The sequence below is a fragment of the Paenibacillus taichungensis genome (genome assembly GCF_050994985.1).
Taxonomy (GTDB): Bacteria; Bacillota; Bacilli; order Paenibacillales; family Paenibacillaceae; genus Paenibacillus; species Paenibacillus taichungensis.
On sequence record NZ_CP194720.1, the window covers coordinates 5,767,787 to 5,794,150 of the forward strand.

The window sequence follows — 26,364 nt, forward strand, 5'->3', positions numbered from 1 at the left end:
CAACAGGGAGAGGCTGGTGCTTTTTTGAGCTTTCATCTTGTTTCCCAGCCTAATCTTGAAGCAGAAAACGATAGCCGATTCCTGGCTCGGTCTGAATAAAACGTGGACGCGTGGGATCTTCCTGCAATTTTTTGCGCAGATGTCCGACATATACCCGCAAGTAATGACTGTCCGACTCATGATGATGTCCTCCCCACACTTGTTGCAGCAGCTGGCGTTGGGTAATAATTTTGCCTGCATGGGTTGCGAGCACTTTCAGCATTTCATACTCGGTTGGTGTTAACTTTACTGATGACCCATCCAAATCGACCAGTCTCTGGGCCAAATCAATGGTGAGTGGGCCAAAACGCAATACCGGCTCATCCTTAGTTTTGGCCACGTGGCGAAGGGCAACCCGAATACGTGCAACCAACTCTCCCATGCCAAACGGTTTGGTGACATAATCATCCGCCCCGCCATCAAGTGCAGCAATTTTATCCTCTTCGCGATCCTTTGCAGTCAGCACGATGACTGGTACCTGCGACCATTCCCGAATCCGCTGAAGTACATCCATTCCGGACATACCGGGCAAGCCCAGATCAAGCACAATCAGATCAGGATGCACAATGCTCGCCTGAATGACCGCTTCTTCGCCGTCGGCGCATTCGTGAATCTCAAATTGGTGTGCCTGAAGCGTAACCTTCAGCAGTTTACGGATTTGTGGTTCATCATCCACAATTAATATGCGCGCGCCTTGCGATCCCGTCATGTCATTCTTCCTCTCCTTGTCCCATATACGGGAATGATGCTTCAGGTTCCTCAATGGGCAAACCAATGCATACCCGCGTGCCGCCTCCCGGATTCGATTCTGCGGTAATCGTACCTCCGTGAACTTCGACGATTCCTCTACAGATGGCAAGCCCAAGTCCCGTACCTGTCACATGCCGTGACGATTCAGATCGATAAAATTTCTCAAACACCCGCTCTCGCTCTGCTTCCGGAATCCCGACACCCGAATCAGCCACCACAATGGTCATTCGTCCATTCCGCTCATCCACCTTCACCGTAATGACGATTTCACTGTCTTCTGGTGAATATTTGATGGCATTGCTGATCACGTTAACCAGAACCTGCTCCAGCAAAACCTCATCCCCGGATACAAACGGCGGCTGATCCGGCAATTCCACCCGAATGCGACGGTGCTGGATAAATTGCTGAACCTGAGTTAGCACAATGCCGATCATGTCGCCCACATCGCACCATTTTCTACGCAGCTGCAACATGCCACTCTCCAGCTTCACCATGCCTAGCAAATTGGTTACCAGTCTGTTCATACGCAGTGCTCCATCTCGGATATTGCCTGTCAGCTCTTTTCGATCCTCCCGGGTAAAAAGAGAATCATTCTCCAGCAAACCTGTCGCTGAACCAATGATGGCCGTAAGGGGTGTACGCAGCTCATGGGACACCGAGTCTAGCAAAGCGGTGCGAATTCGCTCCGATTCAGCCGTCACCTGCGCGAGTCTCGCTTCTTCGGCCAGCTTGACACGAGCAATGGCACTTGCTGCCAGCCCGCCACACGCCTCCAGCAAACGCAGCTCTTCCCGCTGCTCCTGAAGATCGCTGGATTCCAGATTCACAGCGAGCACCCCATGGATCTGGTCTTCTGTACGCAACGGCACATACAGACCAGACGATTCCCGCAGGCTGGAGGAGCCTCGTCCAGCGATTTCGCCATGTTTATACACCCATTTGGCAATAGCGACTTCAGCTTCTCCTTCACCCCAGGCTATTGAATCCGAATCCTCCGAAGAGGATGTAACCTGAAGTTCGCCTTGAACATTGGGAAGATATATTGCCGCCGGAGTTCCAAGTGTCAGTGACACTTGTCTCGCAATGTTGCCGAGTAGAGTGTGCAAATCCGTAACAGCCGTCATCTGACGACTTAAAGCATATAGCGAATTCGTCGTAATCTCGCGTTGTTTTACCACCTCCAGCTGCTGCCGCAGGCGTCCCGCCAGACTCGCCGTTAATACCGCCACTGCCAAATACACAATAAAGGAAAAAATATATCGCAAATCTTCAACCGTAAAACTGAGATACGGAGGAACAAAAAAGAAGTCAAAGGCAACGACGCTAAGACTTGCTGCATATATAGCCGGCCCCATTCCCCAGTACACAGCGCTGACCAATACCGGAAAAAGATAAATTAACCCCACGTTAACCAGGTCATCGCTAATCCCTATCGCATGTAGCAGAATGGTTAGCAATGTGATTCCAATGGTTACCCATATATATTTGGGAACACGGTTCAGCTTCAGCCAGACGTCTTCCCCTTTATTTCGTTCAGACACAGCACATCTCACATCCCGCTCAGATCATAATCGTAGTCCGCAACGATCAATACGTCCATATGTCTGGATAACCGCACCAGCCTGCTGACCACCGTTCCCTTTCCACGATAGCCGTTCAGCCACCAGACCCGTTTCGCTTGACCAACCACCAACTGCGTTGCTTTTTCCTCAGAAGCTTTACCCGCCAAAATACCAGGTACATCTCGCAGCCTCTGGCTATGATGAATATGAAATTTGCCGCCCAGTCGAACGGTCAGCTGCTCCAGCTCCTCCAACTGGCATTTCACTTCGTTATTCATAACTTGACCTACATGAACATGGTGCACATGCCAGACCGCCTTTAACCGGTAGGCTGTACGAAATCCGCGGCGAATCAGCCGCTCCGCATGCTCATCACTGCTTACGCAGACAAAGACCGCCTCCTGTCTGCGCCAGGGACCGCGAAGTGCACTTTTGCGCTCCTGTGATTCAAGGCGTTCATCCACATCATCGGCCAATTCCCGCAGGGCAAGTTCCCGTAAGGCAATCAGATTACCAATGCGAAAAAAATGACCAAGCGCTTGTTCCACCTTGGCTGCTGCATAGATTTTACCCTCCCGCATGCGTTGCCGCAAGGCTTGGGGGGCCACATCGATAAGCTGGACCTCATCTGCCGTTTGCAAAATCTGATCCGGCACGGTCTCTCGGACTCTAATTCCCGTAATATGTTCCACCGCATCGTTCAGACTTTCCAGATGCTGTACATTCACGGTAGTGATGACAGAGATGCCCGCATCCAACAGGATCTGCACATCTTCGTAACGCTTTTGCCGCGTGCTTCCCGGGACATTCGTATGCGCGAGCTCATCCACCAATACCACTTCAGGACATAGACGAAGAATGGCATCAGTGTCCATTTCCTCGAGCTGCACCCCTTGGTACATCCGCTGCTCTCGTGGAATGATGGATAATTGGCCGATCTGTTCCACCGTCTCCACCCGATTATGCGTCTCCAGCAGACCAATCCGTACATCGATGCCTTTACGGAGCAGATCATTGCCTTCCCGGAGCATCATATACGTTTTTCCCACACCTGGCGCAGCACCGATGTATACCTTGAACTTGCCACGCCGAATCTGACCAATCTGTGCCTTCATCTCCTGCTCACTCAACCTGCGATATGTTGGCGTCTCTGTATCTGGCAATCGGGTCGGAAGTACCCGCTCGCCCTCATGCTGTGCCCGATCCGCGAGCAGAAACAGATCGACACCCCGCATCCTGCGCAGTAAGGAGTTAACAAATGATCCCCGCCACAGCTCCTGCCAGCGACTGTGTCGTGAGTGTCCCATAACAATGCGGGTAATCTGATGCTGGACTGCGTAGCGTGCAAGTGTAGATGGGATGTTACGGCGGTGTAACACAGGCAATTCCTCAAACTGCCCTCCGAATTTCTCCACCAGTTTGATCATGTTGCGACGAAAAACAGTGGCTTCCTTGGTTAGTGGCTGCTTCATATTGCGAAAGGTCACGGCATGCAGATCTCCGTTTAATCTCTTCGCAATCTGCTGTCCCCGCCGAATATAGATGGACCCGTTCCAGTGATATTGGGTGGATACCAAAATGCGTTCCATGATGCCTGTCGTAACCGTAATTCCCATCTCTTCCCGGTGCTCACGCAGTGATTCGTTGACCCCTTCCGCGACAAGTCGGAGAGCCAGTTCACGCAAAATGCCTAAATTGCCATGTCGGAACACCGCTTCACCTTCATGTCCCCGAAGATGTCCCTCGGCAAGGCGGCTTAATACGGTTTCAGGAGTTACATCGATCAGCTTCACTTCATCGGCCAGTTCAAGGGTATCGGCAGGCACGGTATGCTCTGCTGCAATTCCCGTTAGCTGGCGTGCAAGCTCCGTATATCCCTCCAGCTCATACACATTCACCGTTGTAATGACACTGATGTTGTGTCGCAGCAAATACTGAATGTCTTCCAGTCGGGTTGCATGACGCGCCCCTTTTCGGTTTCTATGAGCAAGCCCATCAACGAGCACAACCTCCGGATTACGTGCCAGCAAGGCATCCAGATTCAAATCCTTCATTTCCATGCCATCCTTCCAGCGAGACCAGTGAATGCTTGGAATCCGCTCCAACTCGCCCAGCTGCTCCACGGTCTCCGGTCTTTGCATGGTCGACACAGCGCAGATAACCACATCGATCCCCTGATGGCGTAATGTGTTTCCTTCCCTAAGCATATGATACGTTTTGCCCGAACCGCTGACCGGACCGATATATATCTTCAAGGTGCCCTGCTGCAGCTTCGTGATCATCTTCAAGATGTCTTCCGGGGACTTCCGCTTGAAGCTGTCTTCCATCCTGTTCACTCCCCCAACATAACCTTTACTTAAAATGGAGAAAGCCCCTTCCGAAGCTCGGAAGAAGGCCTGATACGAACAACCAAGGAAAGCTACATTCCCCGTGGAATTAGCTAATAAAATGCCTGTTATTTTAGCTCAGCCGTCAACGCTTGATTCAGAGCGGTCACATTCACACGCAGCTCGCCGAATATGCCCAGCTGTCGTCCTTGTGTATGTTCCTCGACGATCTTGGCAAGCTCTTGCTCACCAAGGCCCGTTGCCTGGCTAATCCGGGGAATCTGTGCTTTTGCCGCTTCCGGTGACAGATCGGGGTCAAGACCGGAACCGGAACCTGTCACGAGATCTGCAGGAATTTGCTGCAAGCCCGGATTCTCTTGCTTGAGCTGAGCAACCTTTTCCTTCATTTCAACTATATACGCCTCCGAGGCCACAGCGCGATTGGAACCTGCCGAAGCAGTTCCATCATAATTGGCATTCGATGCCCGGGGCTGGAACAGCCCCGGCGATTTTACTTCCTGCGCCAGCAGCGACGAACCGATGGTTTTCCCGCCTTGTGTGATCAGACTGCCGTTCGCCTGATTTGAGAAGAGCAGCTGTGCCACTCCAGTTGTAGCCAGCGGGTAGATAATACCGCAAATCAGCATAAGCACGATAGACAACCGAATGGCGGGCAGTACCTGTTTCATATGAATCACATCCTGATTTGTTATTGTAAAAACTCAACCTATACGTGTTACACTGGTTCACTCCGATTGCAGCACCATCCTACGATCGCTGTTATCCCCAGATTTTTTTTGATTCCCTTTCCCAAGGGATAAAATCCGGGGATAAAGGCGAACGCTACGCTTCTCCAGTTTTGTTCTGCCCTCTACGTTTTCGTGTAAATATTATTCAAAACTAGAGTTAAAACCTCATACCAGATGAAGCCCCGACAGTACTAGATCAATCAGCTTAATTCCGATAAACGGTACGATTACACCGCCCACGCCATAGATGAACACATTCCGTCCAAGCAGCCGCTCCGCGGACATGGCCCGATACTTTACACCCCGCATGGCGATTGGGATTAGCAGTGGAATAATGATGGCGTTGAAGATCAGCGCTGACAGAATCGCGGACTGCGGTGAAGCGAGATTCATAATATTGAGTGCCTGAAGCTGCGGCATGGCCAGAATAAACATGGCCGGAATGATGGCGAAATACTTGGCAATATCATTGGATATCGAAAATGTCGTCAGTGCACCGCGGGTAATGAGCAATTGCTTGCCAATGGAGACCACCGACAACAGCTTGGTCGGGTCAGAATCCAGATCGATCATGTTGGCCGCTTCCTTGGCCGCCATGGTGCCCGAATTCATCGCCAGGCCGACATCGGCCTGCGCCAGAGCAGGAGCATCGTTGGTGCCGTCGCCGGTCATGGCGACGAGCTTACCCTCCTGCTGCTCTTTTTTGATCGCGGTAATCTTGTCTTCCGGCTTGGCCTCGGCAATAAAATCATCTACGCCCGCTTCCAGCGCAATGGTCGCCGCCGTCAGGGGATTATCCCCTGTACACATGATCGTCTTGATACCCATGGCTCGCATCTCCGCAAACTTCTCTTTCAGCCCTGGTTTCACTGTATCTTTCAGATAGATCACACCATAAATCTGGTCATCAATCGCAACAGCAAGCGGTGTACCCCCAGCCTTTGCAATTCGGTTAGCTATATCGTCCAAATCGCCGGGTATCCGTCCTCCACGGGAGGAAATATGGCGTTTGATTGCATCCACCGCACCTTTGCGAATCTGCTTCCCACCGCTTAGATTCAGACCCGACATGCGGGTCTCTGCGGTGAAGTTCACATGTTCTGCATCTGCATATTCTGTCTCCGCCCAGTTCTCCCCCTGCTTAACAGCCAATTCGACGACCGAGCGTCCCTCTGGTGTCTCATCCACTACGGAAGCTTGCAGCGCAGCCCGGGTCATCTCTTGTGCAGATACGCCCTGAACGGGAATAAACTCCGAGGCCATGCGGTTGCCGTACGTAATTGTTCCGGTTTTGTCCAGAATCAGCGTATCAATATCCCCTGCCGCTTCCACCGCTTTACCCGACATGGCGAGTACGTTGAACTGCGTGACACGGTCCATCCCGGCAATACCAATCGCGGATAACAACCCGCCGATCGTCGTCGGAATCAGACAGACAAGCAACGCGATAAGGGTAGCCAGATCAAGCCGGATGCCCAAATAATTCGCCATTGGCACCATGGTCATGATGACGATCAGGAATATCAGCGTCAACACGGCGAGCAGTGTGGTCAGCGCAATTTCATTCGGCGTTTTCTGGCGCTGTGCACCTTCAACGAGTGAGATCATCCGGTCGAGGAATGACTCCCCCGGATCAGTCTGCACACGCATCACGATATAGTCGGAAGTAACCCGCGTGCCTCCTGTAACGGAGGAAAAGTCACCGCCCGCCTCTTTGATTACGGGAGCCGATTCCCCGGTAATGGCGGACTCGTCGATAGAGGCCAGCCCTTCAATAATCTCACCGTCCGTGGGAATCAGTTCGCCTGCTTCTATACGGACGATATCTCCTTTTTTCAACTGGGTCGAAGACACTTGCTTGATGGTTCCGTCTTTCTGTACCAGCTTCGCAGTGGTGTCCGATTTCGTCTTGCGCAGCGTATCTGCCTGAGCTTTACCCCGTCCCTCTGCCAGTGCTTCAGCAAAGTTAGCAAACAGCAACGTGAACAACAGGATGAGAAATACCGCGATGTTGTACCCTCGCCCTGCTTCGGATGCAACAAAGAAATCCGGATTGATACATAACAGCAATGTGATGAGTGTGCCGACTTCGACGATAAACATCACCGGATTTTTGATCATGACGACCGGGTTCAGCTTCTTGAAGGCATCCAGAGATGCCTGGAGCAGAATGTCCCGACTTAATGTTTTGGTTCTTTTGGGCGTACCGGGATCCGTCCCCGAACCTCTCGTTCCTTTAACCTGGGTTCTGATGATGCCTCTGTCTAATCCTTCCACTGTCTGCTCCTTCTTTCGTTCTACAACATTCATTGTGATAATCCACCTCCGTACTTTACGTCCTTGCTCCTATTCCCATATCCGATCACCGTACCGTCCATCATCGGATCATCGCCAAATGTTCTGCAATCGGTCCAAGCGCCAGTGATGGGAAGAACGTCAACGCTCCAACTACCACAATCATCATCACCAGAATGCCTGCAAAAAGAGGCGTGTGTGTACGCAGTGTACCCGTTGTTACGGGAGCAACCCGTTTGGTGGCCAGTGATCCGGCAATGGCGAGCATCGCGATCATGGAAATGTATCTTCCAAGCAGCATTACCACACCAATGGCGATGTTGTAAAAGTCCGTGTTAGCATTCAGCCCGGCAAACGCCGATCCATTATTGGCAGCCCCGGATGCAAAGGCATATAACACCTCGGTCAGACCATGCATGCCTGAATTCGAAATTGAAGCGACAGATTCAGGGCGCATAAGCGCCAGCGCGGTCGGAGCCAGAATAATCAAAGGATGAACGAGCAGCGCGATAGATGCGAGCTTCACTTCCTTAGCCTCAATTTTTTTACCAAGAAATTCAGGAGTTCGCCCAACCATCAATCCACAGATAAACACAGCCAGAATCACATAGAGCAATCCGTTGAGCAAACCTACTCCTTTACCGCCGAATACGTTGTTGAGCATCATCTCAGCCAGTGCAACCATGCCACCAAGCGGGGTGAGCGACTCATGCATATTGTTCACTGACCCGGTTGTAGCTGCTGTAGTCACCGCTGTGAAAAGCGCCGATTCGGATACTCCAAACCTGACTTCCTTGCCTTCCATATTACCTTGGATTCCCACCACATCCAGCGCCGGCACACCGCGATATTCCGAAACAAATACCGTGGTCAGCATTACGAGGAAAAGTAAACTCATGGCCGCAAACAGCGTCCAGCCCTGCTTCCGGTTGTTCACCATGATGCCGAAGGCGTAAACCAGCGCAGTAGGAAGCAGCATCATGCAGACGATATGCACCAGGTTTGACAACGCTGTGGGGTTCTCAAATGGATGCGCGGCATTGGTTCCGAACCAGCCTCCACCATTGGTACCCAAGTGTTTGATCGACTCCAGCGAAGCGACCAACCCGCGGCTAATCGTCTGCTGTGCCCCGTCCAGTGTGGTTGCATTCACCGCTCCCGCCAGTGTCTGCGGCACACCCTGGAATACGAGGAACAACGCCACAATGAAGCTCAGCGGCAAAAAGATTCTCGTAATCGACCGTACCACGTCGACGTAGAAGTTCCCCAGTTCATCCCGGCGGCCTACCAGGCCGCGAATGAAGGCAATAGCGACCGCGAAGCCTGTAGCCGCTGAGGTGAACATCGGAAACGTCACGGCCAGCATCTGTGATAGATACGACAGTGCGTTCTCGCCCGTGTAAGACTGCCAGTTCGTGTTGGTCATGAACGATGCAGCTGTATTAAAGGCCTGTGCCGCAGGCATATTGCCAATGCCATCCGGGTTGAGCGGCAAATACTTTTGCAGCCGCAGCACCAGAAACATCAATAACAGCATGACGAAGTTTGAGATGAGTACGGCTGACAGGTACTTTTTCCAACCCATCGACTCGTTCTCCTTCACCCCCATCAATCGATACAGCAATCGCTCAGGCCCACCAAATATCCGATCCAGTCCTGTTCGTTTGCCGTCAAACACCTTCACCAGATAACTCCCCACTGGCTTCACCAGTAGTATGATGATCAGCAGCGTCACCGCCACTTGTAATAAACCGCTACTCATATCCGCATTTCCTCCCTAAAATCGACGATCCGAGTGCTTCTGGTTTCGTGCCCCAAGCAACCATCAGAATTTCTCCGGCCTCACTAGCACGTAACCAAGATAGACTACCAGTGCGAGCACAATCATGCCGATGACGATCATACGGCTTCTCCCCTTTCACGCCCTATACATTCATGCTTTCTCACAAAATTTCACAAATCCCCAGAACACCACAAACAACAGCACAACCAGCCCAATTATCGTGGCATCATTCACCATGTGCTCCCCTCCCTCTCTCTACCGTTCTTGCAACCTTCTACATATGAAATCGTAATACGAAACGCTGTAAAAAGGGGGTAAAGAAATCCACGCCAGGGTGTAAAAAAAGCGTAAAAAAGACCCGTTCCCCTCAGCGATCAGCTGAAGGAAACGGGTCTATGTATGTTGGGTGCCCTTTATCCAAACGGATTCTGGGCCCATTGCAGCAGTCTCTTCCGGGTAATTTTCCCGTGTGACGTATGTTGAATAACTTGGCCACCGTCCAGCAGCAGGACTTGAGGCGATTCATGGTGAACCTCGGTATCTTCCGCAATGCGGCGGGAAAGCGAGCGGCTTTCGATGACTTTGACGATCCGGTACTCCATCTTTTGTGCGGGATCTGATGCATTCGAGCCCACAAAGGCCATAAACTCCCTGTATGCTCTCGCACTGACTGGACAAGTCGTACTGTGTTTCAGAAGTAGCACCGGATGATCCTGGGACCGCTCAAGTACCTCTTCCCATTCCTCCTGCTTATACAATTCCTTGACATGTTCACTCAGCATATCATCCAGCCCCGAGCCTGCACGTTTGCTAACGACAGATCCAACCACGACGCCCAATGCCACACCAAAGGCAACCCCCAGGGCGATCTGGTTTGTTGCCACACCAATACTCGTTCCAATGGCAATACCTACCCCAAGCCATAGAGTTTGAGGATTCACTTTTGTGCCCATGGAGATCATCCTCCTTGAAGATATTTATAAAAAAATATTAACTTTTAATGTAGGAACAGTCACTCATTTGCCTGTATAAAATGCCTATGGTAACATAAGAATAGACAATATGGAGAGGTAAAATCCTCTCACGGCGCGCGTCTGTTCAGATGCAGAGCAAATCCCACCACAGGCGTTCAACCTGGTTTAACGGTGGGTTTTTGTTTATGACTTCATTGTGGTAATGCCCACCCGTTGTCTACCGAAAATTATACCATAGGCGCCTATTCAGGCGCTTTTATATTCCTCATCGAAGGGTCCACTTTTGTGATACACTGAGTGTAATTTGGCAACGATGAACATGAAGAACTGATGGGAAAGGCGGAAATTCGTTATGGCATATGCTTTTATGATCGAACCGCAGTATTATACCGCTTTGGAGAACGAAGACGAGTTGATTGAGAAGTGCCAGGAATGGGGCTTACTTTCGGAAAAAGCAACGAAGGTCAAAACGTTCTATTATAAAGGGAATGGGCTGAATATGCCTTGCACCATCATTGGCTTTGTCGATCATATGGCAGCAGTCATTCAATTGGACAATGATCAGAAACACTGTATTCATCCTTCTTATCTGAAAGAAATGCAGGCGTCCAGCTATAATGTAAAAAGTTCGGTTGGAGCAGGCACGGCAAAAGACAAATCTAATGAACCAGTCGTTACAACCAACTTAGAAGAGATCCCTAGCTCTGATGCTGCACAAGATCCTGTTGCTGCCTATTCGGATAAGATTCCATCCGGTATGAGTGACTTTGATTCCGAACTGGATGTGGACACGGATGACGATGATACCTCCTCCGAACTAAAAGGCGACCCTGATGGTCTGGTGGAAGAGTATGTTGGACCCGCAAACGGGGCCACAAGCAGCGCTGCTAAACCAAAGGCAAAAACCGCAGGTAAAGCCAAATCGATCAAGATTGATCTGCCGGAGGGTAAAGTGAAAATGTCCGCTGTTGTAAAGGAATTTACGACCGTGCCGAACCACTTCTCCGACAATGATGATGAAGTCATTATCTATGAAGCCGTTACGATCACCGAGCCCGAAGTTATCGACGTTGGCGAAGCCTGGTCCAGTCACAGTGCCACGATCAAGAAGCAGGAGCTTGAGGTTGGTGATGTGCTTACTTTTGAAGCAAAGATTATCAAGAAGAAACTGACCAGAAATCCTGTTCCTTACAAGATCAATAACCCATCCAAAATTCAGAAAGAGGTCTAATTTTCAGATTAGCAAGTATATACTCCTTGCAGGAGTCACAAAAAACCTCCAGACACGTTGCTCATGTCTTGGAGGTTTTTTTGCTTTACCTATATGGCAGAGACACTACTCTCAATTTACTGATGGTTAGCTGCGACACAGCTGATCTGGAACTGAACGCCAAATTTATCGATAACCATACCGTAGGCTGGACTCCAAAATGTTTCCTGGATCGGCATTTTCACTTCGCCACCGTCTTGCAGCTGATTGAAAATCGCTTTGGCTTCATCGGCAGTATCTGTGTTCACCGTGACATTCACATGATTACCCACAATATAAGGCATACCAGGGAATGTATCGGATAACATCAATACAGAACTTCCAATCTGCAAGGAAGCATGCATGATACGGTCTTTCGCTTCGGGTGGTACGGGGTGGTCAGGGTTGGAAGGACCATCGCCAAATGTCTGGAGAGCCAGCACTTCCGCTCCAAATGCCTTTTTATAAAATTCCACTGCTTCACGTCCGTTACCATCCGTTACAAGATACACATTCAAGCTAATCGCCATTCGTGCTTCATCTCCTTGATATCATGTAATTGAACCATTCCTGTCACTTGCGACATGAGTATATACGAATAGGTTGTCCATTGACAAGAAGGTATTTCCACAAGCTCCTCTAAGAACAAGCTCCCCTCTCCAAAGAGGCTCTGACCACTCTTCATTTAACTCCCAGTGGTACGGGTTCCCAAAGTTCATCCATTGGTAGGATTGTCCTGTAATCCTTATTTTATCCTCGGTGTCTTCGCAAAAAAAAACCACTCTCCCGAATCCTGTCGGTAAAATGGCTGCGGTCGATCCTATGAGGTTAGCGCGTTTTTACGATGCTATCTATTTCACTTTTCAACAAGAGGTATCGGTGAACACTTCTCATGATCGGGACCTTAGTTAGTTTATTCTTGTCTACATAAAGTTTCATCTGATCTTTGGTCAGACCGAGCAAACTCCCTGCTTCAGATACCGTCAATACAACCTCGGGATTCGTAGCATTAAACGTTTTTTTCACTTTCTGGTTCCAGTCCTCAAATACCTGCATAGATCAGTGATCTCCCCTATCCATAGCCAGTCATTTTCCAGGCTGAATAGATCCATTATATCATACTTGTGATGATCGTAACTTAATCCTTATGGAGAACCAATTAATGTTAGTAAATTAGGCTTCACGACCAAACACCTCGAACTGACTTAATGCTGGGAATGGAGAGGGATCTGACGACTTGATCAGTTCGCTTAACGTTACCCATTCCACGTCCTTCGACTGAATTTCGATCGTTTGTGGTTTATGAGTTTGGATCAAACTGGCCTGCTCGGAGCTGCCATCGGAAAAGGTAAGAGTAACCCGCTCCCAGAAATTATCGTGGGGAAAATCTGCACGCAAGGTCAGGACTACTTTGTCGATAGACACCGTACGTCCAAAGTTGACTGTAATGGCAGCATCAGCCCGCTGGTTGATCCCCCAAGATTCGTATGGCCACTCGCCATGTGAATCATTGGCGCTGTTGCCATTGATGGCGTTACGTGCTGCAAATACAGACTCTCCACGGGTCTCCACGTTGGCGGAAGCATGGGGAAAACAGCTTTCGTTTCCATGCTGATCATACGGATTCAGCGCTACATTTTTATATGCCTCAATCTCTTCCCGTTTAGCCAACCGAGCACTTAGAACATGCCTGTCACCCGTAAATGACTTTGGTGAATAAGACACTCGTTTCTCTTCAAAAGGAATGGCATAACGATACTCCTCACCTGTTAAATAAACGAAAGCCGGATTCATGGAATCCTCCAGCTGGAGGATCAGATATACGTTTACATCAGAGCTTCTTAGAATGATGCTGTCCCCTGATTCATAGGCCTGTCTGTACACAAGATTTACTTGTTCACTGTCCGTCCGCGTTTCGAGCACCACACCGTCCACATTTTGAATTTCGAGCGATAAGTTCGTCATCTACATGCTCCATTTCTATTGATATTATTTAAAAATTTCTTGATCCGAAAATATGAAAGCGCTTCTCTTTATTATACTTTATCATAATCACGGGACTCAGCACCCCTAAATAATGACTTATTTAATACAAGACGAGTATATTTCCCAACATAAGAAGTGCAAAAAGAGCCACTTCCTTAAAGTGGCCCCACGATGTAAAACTAAATGATTGTCTTAAGCCTCTTCCCAGAAGCGGCGCAGGTTGCTCATGGCGATTTTGGATGCAGATTTACATTCCTCCATGCCCTCAAACTCAATCGTAATGTTACCATCATAACCGGAGTCTTTAATCAGCCTAACAATTTTGCGGATTGGAATATCCCCTTGCCCCACAATGGCACCGCGCAGGAAGTTGCCGTAAGCGGTTGTGAACCATTCCCCTTCACCCGGATGCTCATCATAAGGGCGGAAATAAAAGTCCTTGAAGTGAACCAGAGAAGCGTACGGCAGATTTTTCATGACCCCGATAATCGGATTCTCATCCACGCACATGAAGTTGCCGATATCGAGTGTCGTTTTGAAGTTGGGACGATCTACGGCATGAAGCACACGCTGCACACGGTCACTGGCCTGCACACTGAAGCCGTGATTCTCAATGGTTGTTGTAATGCCAAACTGTGCAGCATAATCAGCAATGATCTGGCTTCCCTTCACCATCAGCGGCAAATGTTCCTCAAACCAGGCAATGGTCATTTTCTCTTTAGGCAAAGTAAACGCCGTTACGTCATGACGCATATGCTTTACACCCATCCGGTGTACAACATCGACATGTCTTTTGACCCGAGCTATCTCTTCTTCAAAAGCTTCTTCCGTCTCCTGCACGAAATTCGCAGGCATCGAATAGTTGGACAGCTCAATACCCGCAGAAGCAGCTCGCTCCCGAATGGCGTCGGCGAGATCAGGATTATCCTCCACGGTGTAGCCATACGGAACCATCTCCATATGCTCTCCACCATTTGCAGCAATCCAGTCGATGATATCCAGAACCGTCATTTCACCCGAATTCAGATCGTTCAACAAGCTATACGTACTCAGGCCCACTTTCATCTGCTCAGCTCCCTATCGGTATTGTTGGATAAATTTAACCGCTTTGCGAATGTCCTGTTCTGGCTGGTCGCCTACCTCGCGTTCAATCGTCAGATAACCTTTATAGCCAATATCCCGGAGGGCTGCAAAGTATGCGTCAAAATCCACACTGCCCTCGCCCAGCGGTACCTCACGGAAGAACGTTCCGGAAGAGACCATTTCGGCAATTTTCTCATGATCCATAGGGGCATATCCCACTGCACCGTATACGTCCCTCGGGTCTACTTCCTTCAGGCGCAGACCATCTTTCACATGGGTATGCACAATATAATCCTTGAGCAGATGAACACCTCGTGCAGGGTCATCTCCGGTAACCATCACCATGTTTGCCGGGTCAAAATTCACCGAAACCCCGTTAGTCGACAGGGTATCCAGAAACCCTTTCAGGTCTGCTGCCGTTTCCGGTCCCGTCTCAATCGCGAAGTAGGCTCCTGCGCTTTTGGCATATTGGCCCAGTTCCTCACATGCGGCATGCAGTGTGGCATACACTTCGGAGGAGGGATCGTGCGGAACAATACCGATATGTGTTGTGACGATATTTGTACCTAGATCCAGAGCAAGATCCACGATGCGCTTGGACTTCTCTACTTTCCACGGATTATCTTCCTTGACCTGGAACCCGTGACCGCCCAAATCGCCAACCAGGGCAGAAATTTCAAGACCAAGAGAATCGATATAACTTCTTAACTCCTTGCGAGCTGTCGGAGAAAGGTTTTCGGGGTCCATCTCTCCATGGACTGCATAGATCTGTACGCCTTCTGCACCTACATCCTTCGCTTTGCTTAATCCTTCACGTACACCTACACCGAAGCTATCCACGATAACGCCAATCTTGTTTGTTAATTTCATGCCATACCCTCCCGTTAAATCGGTATTTGATTTTTCATTCCTGGTGAGCCTTCATGATGAACGGAATGCTCTATACAATTTTCGACCCCTACCCGGTCACTCCTTTTTCTCCGATCATTTCTTATCCGGTTTCCTGAGACTAATCATTTGAAACCAGCTTCACCGTTTGAATTTCATATGGTTTGAACGTCAGCTCAAACTTCCCTTCATGACAAGCTAGTGGCATGATTTCATCCTCCAACAGATTGACTACAGACGTCTGTATACGCGCGTCAGCCCATTGAACCTGAACTGTTTCTCTTCCACCAGATGATTCATAGAAACGAAGTACCGTTCCCGTGCCATCCTCGGAAGCCTTGATTGTATCCAGAATGACATGTTCACTATGGAATTGAACCCAGCTGTGCTCTGCTGGCAATGTGCCAGAGTGTCGTTCACTTGCAACAACCCGAACCGGGTGGTTCAGTTCCATCGCACGTCGTACCACACCCGCTTCCCGCCAATCTCCCTGATGCGGCAGCAGGGAATACGTGAATTCATGCTCACCCTGGTCAGCATGTTCATCCGGCCATTTAGGAGCACGGAGCAGGGAAAGACGGATCATCTGATCCTTGATGTCATATCCGTATTTACAATCGTTCAGCAGGCTTACACCACTGTTACCCTCGGAGATATCCGCCCAGCGGTGACCACACACTTCAAACTGGGCTTGCTCCCAACTGGTGTTGTTATGAGTAGGGCGCTCCAGCGCACCAAACGGGATTTCATAGGCAACTTTCGCTGATACCAAATCAACGGGAAAAGCCACTTTAAGCAGCTTATGGCTCTCCGCCCATTTCACCTTTGTCTTGAAATCAACACGTCGCTGATGACGATACAGGATAATATCCTGGTGAATCTCCGACTCGTTTAACTTCCAGTGAAACCGAAGGATATCCTGCGTTACTCCATGCTGTACTACTTCTCTGGAAATCAGCTCTGCCACTCCTGCACGCTGCGATTCAAACCGCGGATCCATATCCCAAGCATCCCAATACGTTGGCCTGTCATGGAAAAACTGTAACTCATTCGCTTTATCGCTCGGTTTCAGCCACTCCCGTTGGTTGGTTTTGTCATACCATCTGATGATCTCTCCTACATCGTTAAATTCAAGCGTGTAAAAGTCCGTTTCCCAGACAGAAGGAAAAGATTCATCCTGTTTCAATGCAGGAAGATTGGCATCCGGTGCCTGGCGTAGCCATATCGTGGCATATCCAAAGGCCGGAATGGATGGGACATAGACTGACAAGGTCAGCACGTCTCCATTTGCCTCCATGTCACTCGGCAGACGATTACCCCGATGGTCAAACGCTGCTATACCGCTCAGTTTCTCGTCGCCTGTAATCGTAACAACTTCTCCCCTCTCCCAGCCTAGGCTATTAAATACAACATAGGGCAGACCGTCGAAGCCATCTGTCGCAATGCGGTCCTCAATACTACTAAGGGTACCATTCATAGCCGATGTCCCCAGAGCGAATACTTTCTTATACTCTTCCATTGATGTTACGTATACTTCGGGAATGGACGTGCCCGGGATAATATCATGGAATTGATTCAGCATGATCAGCTTCCAGCCTTCATCCAGATCACTTTTCGCCTGTGCTGCTTCAACTCCGGCAAACTGCCCCCAAATTTCCGCTTCCCGATACAACACCTCTGCTTTGCGATTGCTCCGTTTGTTGCGCGCATGAGTTGTAAAGGTTCCACGATGCAGTTCCAGATATAAGTCGCCATGCCATTTGGGCAGCTTAGGATTGTTGTTCGAAATCTCTTCGAAAAACGCGCCTGCTGTACTGAAATTGCTAATGGGCTGCCCAACCATGAAATGAGATCGTTCTGCGAACACAACCATCTCGTTCGTTACCCCGCCTCCACCATCGCCATGCCCATATAGCAGCATTTGCTCGGGGTGTACATCCTTCTGCTTGTAGGATTGCCAGTGCTCATCGACATCTTTGGGCCGGGTATGCTCATTCACTCCGTGATTGAGATACGCAAGCACCGAGGTGCCGTCAATGCCTACCCAATGGAACAGATCATACGGGAAAACGTTGGTATCATTCCAATTGAGCTTGGTGGTCATAAAATAAGGAATGTCAGCCAGCTTGAGCAGTTGAGGCAGCGAAGCACAGTAGCCAAACGTGTCAGGAAGCCACTCGATGTTTGAACGCTTGCCGAATTCCTCCTGATAAAAGTTCTGCCCGTACAGGATCTGACGCACAAGCGACTCGCCACTCGGAATATTCAGATCCGGCTCGACCCACATGCCACCAACCAGTTCCCAGCGGCCTTCGGCAATTCGGGTTTTGATTCGTTCGTACAGCTCAGGATAGTGCTCTCTCACGAATGCATACAGCTGTGGTTGACTCTGCGAATACACGAACTCCGGATACTCATCCATCAAAGTACACATCGTGGAGAAGGTGCGGCTGGACTTGCGCACAGTCTCACGCACAGGCCACAGCCAGGCAATGTCGATATGGGATTGCCCAACCAAATGCATGAATCCGTCTCGATACTCTTCCGGGTCTTCCTCCTGCACCGACTGTGCGAGCCATTCTTCCCAATGCTGCACCCACGCCGCTTCACTCCAGCGCTCCGGCTCGTTGTACATCTTATCCATCACCTGATGAATATCCCGGATAAGACGGGTGCGCTTTAAGTCTTTCTCCGGTAATGCTCGGAGTGATTCTAAAAGTACCGTAATGCTATACATTAGACTCTGTAAAGGCGAATTAACACGAACCAAAGCGGCTCGAATGCCCTGAATTGGCGGCTGGATGACCGCCTGTCGATTCAAGGGGTCATGTGGTTCTGGTATGGGATCAAATAGCTCAATCTCCAGCAATGGCGTAGTTCCCACACGGCTCTTCGGTAACGGTACATACCCATGATTGCGGTCCAGTCCGTGATAAGGCACGCCATTCACCTTCAGCAGCCCCTCACCCCTGGCCTCGAAGATCAATCCGACCACATCTTCCTCCCAATTGGCCGGAATCTCTACGGTTTTGCTCAGAAAATAAGTCGTTCCATGGTTACTATGGAGTGGATTCAAGCTTTGAACAGCCGCATTCTTCTGTTCATACTCATATTCCCCTGGCCGGACATACTTGGCTTTCTGCATCTGCCACTCTGGAAGTTCAATAGTATCCCTCCATTGCTGCTGAGTCAGATCCTGAATGAATCTCTGAATTCGAATCATACCTCCACCCCCACCTTCTGGATGTGTAAACTACAAGCAGTACAGTCTCTGGAACTGCTGCCAACCATTAGTCTGAATTCACCCGGCTCCACAACAGGCTGAAGACGGGAATCGATCAGCTCTAGATGTTCTTTTTGCACAGGGAACGTCACCGTCTGGGTCTGTCCCGGCTCTAGATGGATTTTACGAAATCCCTTCAGTGAAATTTCGGAACGGGTGACCGAAGCCGATACGTCCGTAATATACAGCTGTACAACCTCATTTCCCGCAACCGCTCCCTTATTTGTGACCTCCACCTGCACCTCTGCTTCATCGTCTGGCCCAATCACTTCGGGTACAACTCTTACATTCTCGTACTTGAATTCTGTATAACTAAGCCCAAAACCGAATGGATATTGTGGTACCAAATCGGTCTCCAAATATCGCTTGCCGCGGGTACGTTTGCCATTGTAGTTGACCGGAAGCTGACCTACATGCTTGGGAATGGAGATGGTAAGACGACCAGATGGATTCACATCACCGAACAGAATATCTGCAATGGCGTTGCCCCCCTCCTGCCCAGGGTACCACGCTTCCACAATGGCATGGGCATGCTCATCAATCCATGGTTCGGCAATGGGCCGTCCGTTAATATATACGACAATAACCGGTTTCCCCAGCTTATGTACTTCTTGCACCAGTTCCAGTTGAACACCCATCAGGTTCAGAGACGATCGGTCTATCCCCTCACCGCATTCCATATCGTTCCATGGATCATCCGTAACAACGGATGCACCCGTCCGCAGATCAATGGTCCCCTCGCCAAAATCCCGGCTACTTGACCCTCCCATCACCATAATGATAGTATCTGCTTCTTCAGCACAGGCGAGCGCTTGCGCAAAGCCCTCTCTGGAATCCCCTTTGATCCGGCAGCCCGGTGCGTACAGCACCTTTCCGGTGTCAGCACCAAGCTTGCTCGTAATTCCATCCAGCACCGTAACGATCTGTCCTCTCGGCTGCGGCGAGGTGTAGTCGCCAAGCTGGTTGTAGACGTGGTTCGCATTCGGTCCAATGACCGCCAGTTTTGTACCTGTTTTACCGAGCGGAAGGGTGTTGTCTTCATTTTTGAGTAAAATGATTCCCTCCTGCGCGACTTTTCTCGCCAGCTGAATATGTTCTTCACATCCGATCACCCGCTCAGCAAAGTCAGGATCAACGAAAGGTTGTTCGAATAAGCCCAGTCTGAACTTCATATCCAGCACCCGCATTACCGCCGTATCCAGATCCTTCTGTTCAATCAATCCTTGCGACAGGGCCTGCCCGAGATGCTTGCGGTACATGTACCCGGACATTTCCATGTCCACCCCTGCCTTAAGCGACTGAGCGACGGCCTGCTCCCCGTTCTCCGCGGTGTTGTGTCCATTGACAAGCATCTGAATTGCACCAAAGTCAGTAATGACAAATCCGTTAAACCCCCATTGCTCGCGCAGGAGATCATTCAGCAGATACGAACTCGACGTACAAGGCACACCATCGATCTCGTTATACGCTGTCATGACAGAACACGCTCCGGCTCTCACTGCTTTCTTGAACGGCAGCAGATCCACCTCGTGCAGCTCTCGCAGTCCCATATGCACCGGAGCAGCATTGCGCCCACCCTCCGAGCTGCCATAGGCTGCAAAATGTTTGAGTGTCGCCACAATCGTCCGATTAGAATCGAGCCGGTCACCCTGTAAACCTTTTATCGCTTCAACCGCCAATTCACCGATCAGGTATGGATCTTCGGCAAAACATTCTTCCGTCCGTCCCCATCTCGGGTCCCGTACTACATCAAGCACAGGCGAATATGTTGCCGCTCCTCCCTGGCTCCGAGTCTCCACAGCAATCGCTTCACACATCTTGCGGTACAATTCCGTGTTCCAAGCACTTCCTACTGCTAACGGCACCGGGAATACAGTTGCCCCAATGGCCATATGCCCGTGAGAACACTCTTCCCCGAACAAAATGGGAATGCCCAGCCGAGAGTTCTCCATGGCATACCGCTGAATTTCATTGATGGCAACAGCTCCCTGCCTAGGCGTCAGGCCAGTCTCCAGCGTCACTTCCGTCCAGGGATCAGCACGAAGTGTTCCATATAAAGACCCAATCCCGCCCTCTACGATGTCCTTTTTAAACTCATCCGTAACCTGAACCGTACCATCTGCTTCCTTAACATAAGTCTTCCACCCCATCGGCTGGATCAGCTGCCCTATCTTCTCCTCCGTGGTCATCCGCCCGAGCAGATCTTGGGTCCGCTCCTGAACGGAAAGCGAAGCATCTTTATAGTCCATATGCATATTCTCCTTATGAGTTCGGCTTAGTCTGGTGCATGGGCTCACATGGCTTTTCGGTAGTCGCTAGGCGCAACACCCACCACATTCTTGAACGCCCGATTGAAGGAATTGTAATTCGTATACCCAACTTCCTCACTGATCTCCTGAATGGCCTTATCCGTCTCCAGCATGAGCTGTTTCGCCTTCTCAATACGGTGACTAATCAGAAGATCCACGAACTTCTCACCAATCTCGTCCTTAAATAGCTTGCTTAAATATTTCGGATTGATATCAAATAGATCACTTAGATAATTTAGTGACAGGTCGGGGTTGTTGTAGTTCTGTTCAATATACTTGCGAATTTCAAGAATATGAGATCGATGTTTTCTGGAGCAATGAAGCGTCTGCATCTCATCAGCCAGCTCACGGAAGCCTTCCCAGCACAGCGCGCGTAAATCATCCAACGTCTCCCAACCTTCCAACCTAGGAAGAAGTGGTGTAAATACAGATGCCCATCGCTCCTGATACTCTCGTGGAAGTTCTGCGAACTCCCGGTTATAGTGCTGGAACAGCAATTGGACCGTATTCATAATCTCCTGGCGGGAGAGCACGGATTCATGGATCTGTTCGAATAAGCGGTCAAAATGCTTCTCCCACACATCTTCCGAGAGTCGCATCGCCTGTACCAGCAAAGAGATCGTCTTCAGGAATTCATACACATCATTCGTTGAGTTCGGTACCTCCCCACATGGAATGATACGATTCATGCCGAGCACAGCCTTGTATTCCAAGGCATGCACCGCCTCCTTCAGCGAAGCTCTCAGACCACGGACATCTACTGCGACTCTTCCAATACCGATGGTTACGGTGAAGTTCAAATACTGCCCAACCCTGTCAAGATAACCGGAGAGCAGTCTCTGCTCGGTCTCCTCACCTTTCTCCATTTCGGGAATCCAGAGTATGGCATACAGACGCTGATCCGATATCCACTCAGCCCACACTTCGGTGCCCTCGTGCCTTGCACTCTCCTGTAGAATGCTGGATAACACGAATTTCAGAAGGGATTGATCCTGATTGTGGTACTCCTCCATGAATCGGGAATACTGATCGATCTCCACCACCATTACAGCCCATCGATCCTCTAACTGCGGGAGCTTGAACCTGCTCATCTCCGCTGTCAGTTCATTGCCGGTAAAGTCCCGCGTACCCTCCAGCAGCTCCTGAAAGAAGTATTTCTTCTGCAAAATCAGGTTCTCTTCATGCTCCTCCTGATATTGCTTGGTTTGATCAATCATTCGCTCCAGCGTAGTCTGGATAAAACGAAACTCGTTATCCTTCGTATAACCCGCCCCTGGCTGTTTCTGCGAAGCCACCGTCTCAATCAACGTGACAATCTGCTGGATGGGCTTGTAATTTCTACGTGTCACATAGATCACCCACACCACACCAATCAGGACAACGGCAACAGCAAAAACAAACCAGATATTATAAAACTTCAGGGCAAATTTGACGATCTTGCCATTGTTCAGCCCCGTCTGTACCTTCCAGCCACTGTAGCTGGATGTAAACTCGGAGAACACTTCACCTGAGTCTGTTTTGGGAGAAACTGCTGTAATTCCACCCTGCATTGCTCCGTCCCACAGATTGCCACCCGAGCGATTGAAGATATTCACGAAGGTGAACTCAGGGTCATACATCTGCATGATGGATTTCTGCAAGGTCGGCAGATCGACGTTAACAACGACAAGGCCCGTGCCGTTTCCGACACCGCGAATGAGTGTAATGACCTGTTTTCCTTCCTCGGTTGGAAATGCCTTAAAGGATCTCGCCCCCACCCACTTTTGCGTTGCCGCAGCACGACTGTCTTTAATAAACGCTGCATCCGGGAATTCCTCAATCGGCACCGCCTTGCCGTTGCTGAATACCGTATCGTCGTTGTATCTCACCAGATATATGGAATCAATCAGCGGATACTCTATTTTTAATTCATCAATAACCTGGACTGCTTGAATTCCGGCATACACATCCTCGCTTCCGGTTACCGAATAATAATTTTTCAGGTTGGGATTGGTCAAAATATCACGCAGCACCTTGAAGTCGATGGAACGTAGTGAATTGTCCAAATATTGCGTTACCTGTGAAGCCAGAAATTCATTGGCCTTGAGTGCTTCTCTCCGGTTCTGTTCATTGAATACCTGAAAGAAAATGATAAACAGGATTGTGGTCACGATAAAAAAAACAGGCAAATACGATAGCAGCAAACGTCTAAACCAACTGTTGTTCATCTCCGAGGCCCCCCACCACTGTTTATACGTATAAGCATTTTGCATAAGCTGGAATGACAACCGCGCCAATCTGGTCGCTAATTTTCCATAAATATTCAGTAAATTATATCGGATGAAGTGGGGTTGTCAAAAGGAGAAGACCATCCCGATTTCTGTGTTGACATCGGGACAGCCTCATTCATGAAACCATTAATCTTTATTGATTCTTCTCAATCGCACGCTGGTAAATCTCAAGGTAATTGCTGAGTCCCAGACCATCAAAACCTTTTACGTACGCGTCCCATTCCTTATCGATGCTCTTGCTGCCGATAATGAATTGAGCCATATTGGTCATCACGTAATCCTTAACGGCCGTCGTGAGCTGCGCAGCGGTTTCTGTATCTTCAGGACGGATAAATACGTTCGCAGGATAGACTTCTTTTGGCGCATAAGGTTCATATACATTGGTTGCTTGCGCCAGACGTGTACCGTAACCCTCCGCTTCCAGTGGATTCTGACCTTCTGCAAACAGATTGCGGAACGTATTGGACAAGTCATGTGCTCCGATCTGTGACCAACTCTCGTTGACTACAACATTTGGGTCACGCTCAGGCAGGTTATAGTAGCTGTATTTGGCAGGCTCACCATTGATGTTTTTCTCATCGGCATCCGCCTTCTTCCAGCCCTTTCCTTCTGTCGGACCGTACTCTGCATACAGGGCACCTTCTTCACTGAACATGTAATCTACAATTTTGATCGCTGCGATCTGTTGTGCTTCGGTCGCTTTATTGGTGATGGCGAACTCGAACTCACCTACGCTTTGCGTAGCGCCTGTCGTCTGCACACCATCCGGCCCTTTCAGTGGAGGCACGATGTCCCAGTGCTGGTGGCGGGTGATATCTTTGTCATACGTGTTCACGAGGTAGCTGACCAGCGCTGTCGTTATAGAGCCGACCACCTCATCCCCTTCCTTGTTACCCAACTGCCCGATTGCCTGATCGTTCTGTGTGAAGGAAGCCGGATCAATCAGGCCTTCTGAATACAGCTTATGCATGTACTCCAGCCCTTTTTTCCACTCTTCCTTGTTCGCTGCAAAGTCAACCTTTCCATCATTCACAATCAGATATTTATCGTTGTCATTATAGATAAAGCTGTTCATCAAATAGGCATCGATGTTGCCATTCCATACGTACTTGTTGGGTGCACCGGTGAGTGGAATCTCATCGGCTTTGCCGTTGCCATTCGGGTCTTGTTCCTTGAATGTCTTCAGAACCGTGTAAAGTTCATCGGTCGTGGTAGGCATTTTGAGACCCAGATTGTCCAGCCACTCGGTGTTAATCCAGTATTTCTGAGCATACGTACAGTGGTAACATTCATTGAAAATCGGCAGAGCGTAGATGTTGCCATCCGGCGCAGTTACCGCTTCTTTGAAGTACGGCTTCTCCTCCATCATCTTGGTCAGATTCGGACCGTACTGCTTGATCAGATCCTGCAGCGGGAGGAACACGCCCTGTTTTCCGTACGTTTGAAGGTCTGAGGTCGTGAACTTGCCATGGAGGAACACTTCAGGATAATCCCCACTCGCCAGCAGCAACTGTCTGCGGTCTTGCAGAGCGTCCGTCGGGGCCAGATCCCATTTCAGGGTAACATCGAACTTGTCTTCGATAAATTTGGTGAACTCATTTTCTTCCATGGACGCTTTACCTTGTGGGGCAAAGAAGGTCATCGTTACCGGGCCACCGCTCTCCCCGCTACCGTCGCTCCCTGTACCCGCATCCTCGGATGAACCACATGCGGACAACAAAGCCATCGAAGCAAAGACCAGAAACAACATCGAAATCCAAGATTTTTTCAATCTGACTCCTCCTTTTTGTTGAAAACGGCATAACATTCTGATTACGTACTCGTGTTAAACCTTATCCCGGAAGCCGGAGTGTTCCCCCACCTCCTTTCAAGTGGCGTAACGGAAGCAGATGACAAAGATCATCCTTTGAGCGAGCCAACCATAACCCCTTTAACAAAATGCTTCTGCACAAACGGGTACATGATGAGAATAGGAATGCTGGCAACTACGATCAGTGCGTATTTCAGGACCTGTTCGAACCCCTGATCTCTTAGCTGCTGGCTCGTATTGGCCAACATTGCTGGGTCTGCCGCGTTTAGAATTAGCAGATTGCGCAGCACATATTGGAGCGGGAACAACTTCTCGGAACGAAGATAAATCAGGGCATCAAAGTACGCATTCCAGTGGCCCACCGCATACATCAGGGTCATGACCGCCAGAATCGGTTTTGATAACGGAAGAACTACGCTGATCAAATACCGGATGTCCCGGCATCCGTCCATTTCCGCCGCCTCCCCCAGCTCTTCCGGGATGGAAGACTGGAAGAAGGTTCTCGCTACGATAACCTGGAACACTGCGAGCGCCCCTGGCAGCCACATCGCCCAGCGTGTATCCAGCAGATGAAGGTCTTTCATCAAGAGATACGTTGGAATCAGACCGCCATCAAAGAACATCGTGATCATCATGAAAATAATAATGGCACCTCGTCCGTAAAACGACTTGCGCGATAGCGGATAGGCGAGCATGACCGTTAGCGCCACATTGATAAATGTGCCTACAACGGTATAGATGATCGTGTTGTAGAAACCGAGCATGAGCTGTTGGCTTTTGAAAATAGAGATGTAGGCCTTAATGTTAAAGTCTACCGGGAACAGCCACACCTGACCGGATGTAACGGCACGTGAGGAACTGAACGAAGAACTGATGATATACAAGAGCGGGTAAAACACCGTTAGAAGTATAGCGAACAGAAAGATATAGTTGAATGTCATGAAGATACGGTCACCGAGCGGGTCCTTGATCCGGTTACGATTCATCAGGTTGAACATGGATGAGCT

At 49.6% G+C, this 26,364-nt stretch carries 19 protein-coding genes; 1 reads left to right on the forward strand and 18 read right to left on the reverse strand.

Annotated features, from left to right (window positions below):
* Nucleotides 1-49: 49 nt before the first annotated feature.
* From ACR1R9_RS26090 to ytxJ, 8 genes are all read right to left on the reverse strand, one after another.
* On the reverse strand, nucleotides 50-748 hold the full coding sequence (locus ACR1R9_RS26090; RefSeq protein ID WP_433922338.1) for a response regulator: 699 nt from the start codon (nucleotides 746-748) through the stop codon (nucleotides 50-52).
* A gap of 1 nt (nucleotide 749) precedes the next feature.
* Nucleotides 750-2,330 carry an ATP-binding protein gene (locus tag ACR1R9_RS26095; protein WP_433922337.1) on the reverse strand — a complete coding sequence of 527 codons (1,581 nt, stop codon included), beginning with the start codon at nucleotides 2,328-2,330 and terminating at the stop codon, nucleotides 750-752.
* An 8-nt stretch (nucleotides 2,331-2,338) separates the two neighbouring features.
* Entirely contained in the window at nucleotides 2,339-4,678 is a 2,340-nt protein-coding gene (locus ACR1R9_RS26100) for a histidine kinase (protein WP_076291946.1), read from the reverse strand.
* A gap of 128 nt (nucleotides 4,679-4,806) precedes the next feature.
* Nucleotides 4,807-5,367: a potassium-transporting ATPase subunit KdpC gene (kdpC, locus tag ACR1R9_RS26105; protein ID WP_433922336.1), complete on the reverse strand. Its 561-nt coding sequence runs from the start codon at nucleotides 5,365-5,367 to the stop codon at nucleotides 4,807-4,809.
* A 225-nt stretch (nucleotides 5,368-5,592) separates the two neighbouring features.
* Nucleotides 5,593-7,737: a potassium-transporting ATPase subunit KdpB gene (gene kdpB, locus ACR1R9_RS26110; RefSeq protein ID WP_433922335.1), complete on the reverse strand. Its 2,145-nt coding sequence runs from the start codon at nucleotides 7,735-7,737 to the stop codon at nucleotides 5,593-5,595.
* Between the two features lie 67 nt (nucleotides 7,738-7,804).
* Nucleotides 7,805-9,484 (reverse strand): potassium-transporting ATPase subunit KdpA, encoded by a 1,680-nt coding sequence (kdpA, locus tag ACR1R9_RS26115; protein WP_433922334.1) that lies wholly within the window; start codon nucleotides 9,482-9,484, stop codon nucleotides 7,805-7,807.
* Between the two features lie 63 nt (nucleotides 9,485-9,547).
* On the reverse strand, nucleotides 9,548-9,625 hold the full coding sequence (locus ACR1R9_RS26120; RefSeq protein WP_072735816.1) for a potassium-transporting ATPase subunit F: 78 nt from the start codon (nucleotides 9,623-9,625) through the stop codon (nucleotides 9,548-9,550).
* A gap of 293 nt (nucleotides 9,626-9,918) precedes the next feature.
* Nucleotides 9,919-10,458: a bacillithiol system redox-active protein YtxJ gene (gene ytxJ / locus ACR1R9_RS26125; protein WP_175380905.1), complete on the reverse strand. Its 540-nt coding sequence runs from the start codon at nucleotides 10,456-10,458 to the stop codon at nucleotides 9,919-9,921.
* A 373-nt stretch (nucleotides 10,459-10,831) separates the two neighbouring features.
* On the opposite strand from ytxJ, the gene ACR1R9_RS26130 reads away from it, so the two are divergent.
* Entirely contained in the window at nucleotides 10,832-11,710 is an 879-nt protein-coding gene (locus ACR1R9_RS26130; protein WP_076291949.1) for a hypothetical protein, read from the forward strand.
* A 116-nt stretch (nucleotides 11,711-11,826) separates the two neighbouring features.
* Here ACR1R9_RS26130 and ACR1R9_RS26135 read toward each other — a convergent pair whose 3' ends face one another.
* The 10 genes from ACR1R9_RS26135 to ACR1R9_RS26180 form a co-directional block, all read right to left on the reverse strand.
* Nucleotides 11,827-12,258 carry a VOC family protein gene (locus ACR1R9_RS26135; protein WP_076291950.1) on the reverse strand — a complete coding sequence of 144 codons (432 nt, stop codon included), beginning with the start codon at nucleotides 12,256-12,258 and terminating at the stop codon, nucleotides 11,827-11,829.
* 298 nt (nucleotides 12,259-12,556) lie between these two features.
* Nucleotides 12,557-12,784 carry a hypothetical protein gene (locus ACR1R9_RS26140; RefSeq protein WP_053782996.1) on the reverse strand — a complete coding sequence of 76 codons (228 nt, stop codon included), beginning with the start codon at nucleotides 12,782-12,784 and terminating at the stop codon, nucleotides 12,557-12,559.
* 117 nt (nucleotides 12,785-12,901) lie between these two features.
* Entirely contained in the window at nucleotides 12,902-13,693 is a 792-nt protein-coding gene (locus ACR1R9_RS26145; RefSeq protein ID WP_433922333.1) for a carbohydrate-binding protein, read from the reverse strand.
* Nucleotides 13,694-13,906: 213 nt separating this feature from the next.
* Nucleotides 13,907-14,779, reverse strand: a complete 873-nt coding sequence (locus ACR1R9_RS26150) for a sugar phosphate isomerase/epimerase family protein (protein ID WP_090905072.1) — start codon at nucleotides 14,777-14,779, stop codon at nucleotides 13,907-13,909.
* Nucleotides 14,780-14,791: 12 nt separating this feature from the next.
* Nucleotides 14,792-15,667 (reverse strand): sugar phosphate isomerase/epimerase family protein, encoded by an 876-nt coding sequence (locus ACR1R9_RS26155; protein WP_433922332.1) that lies wholly within the window; start codon nucleotides 15,665-15,667, stop codon nucleotides 14,792-14,794.
* 139 nt (nucleotides 15,668-15,806) lie between these two features.
* The gene (locus ACR1R9_RS26160; protein WP_433922331.1) at nucleotides 15,807-18,908 is read right to left on the reverse strand and encodes an alpha-mannosidase; all 3,102 of its coding nucleotides are present in this window, start codon (nucleotides 18,906-18,908) and stop codon (nucleotides 15,807-15,809) included.
* Entirely contained in the window at nucleotides 18,905-21,217 is a 2,313-nt protein-coding gene (locus tag ACR1R9_RS26165) for a glycoside hydrolase family 3 N-terminal domain-containing protein (RefSeq protein ID WP_433948863.1), read from the reverse strand. The genes ACR1R9_RS26160 and ACR1R9_RS26165 overlap by 4 nt, the downstream gene beginning before the upstream one ends.
* 44 nt (nucleotides 21,218-21,261) lie before the next feature.
* Complete coding sequence (locus tag ACR1R9_RS26170; RefSeq protein WP_433948862.1) at nucleotides 21,262-23,484, reverse strand: helix-turn-helix domain-containing protein; 2,223 nt, start codon at nucleotides 23,482-23,484, stop codon at nucleotides 21,262-21,264.
* A 196-nt stretch (nucleotides 23,485-23,680) separates the two neighbouring features.
* Nucleotides 23,681-25,318 carry an ABC transporter substrate-binding protein gene (locus ACR1R9_RS26175; RefSeq protein WP_433922328.1) on the reverse strand — a complete coding sequence of 546 codons (1,638 nt, stop codon included), beginning with the start codon at nucleotides 25,316-25,318 and terminating at the stop codon, nucleotides 23,681-23,683.
* 128 nt (nucleotides 25,319-25,446) lie between these two features.
* The gene (locus tag ACR1R9_RS26180) at nucleotides 25,447-26,355 is read right to left on the reverse strand and encodes a carbohydrate ABC transporter permease (protein ID WP_231952803.1); all 909 of its coding nucleotides are present in this window, start codon (nucleotides 26,353-26,355) and stop codon (nucleotides 25,447-25,449) included.
* Nucleotides 26,356-26,364: the final 9 nt, after the last annotated feature.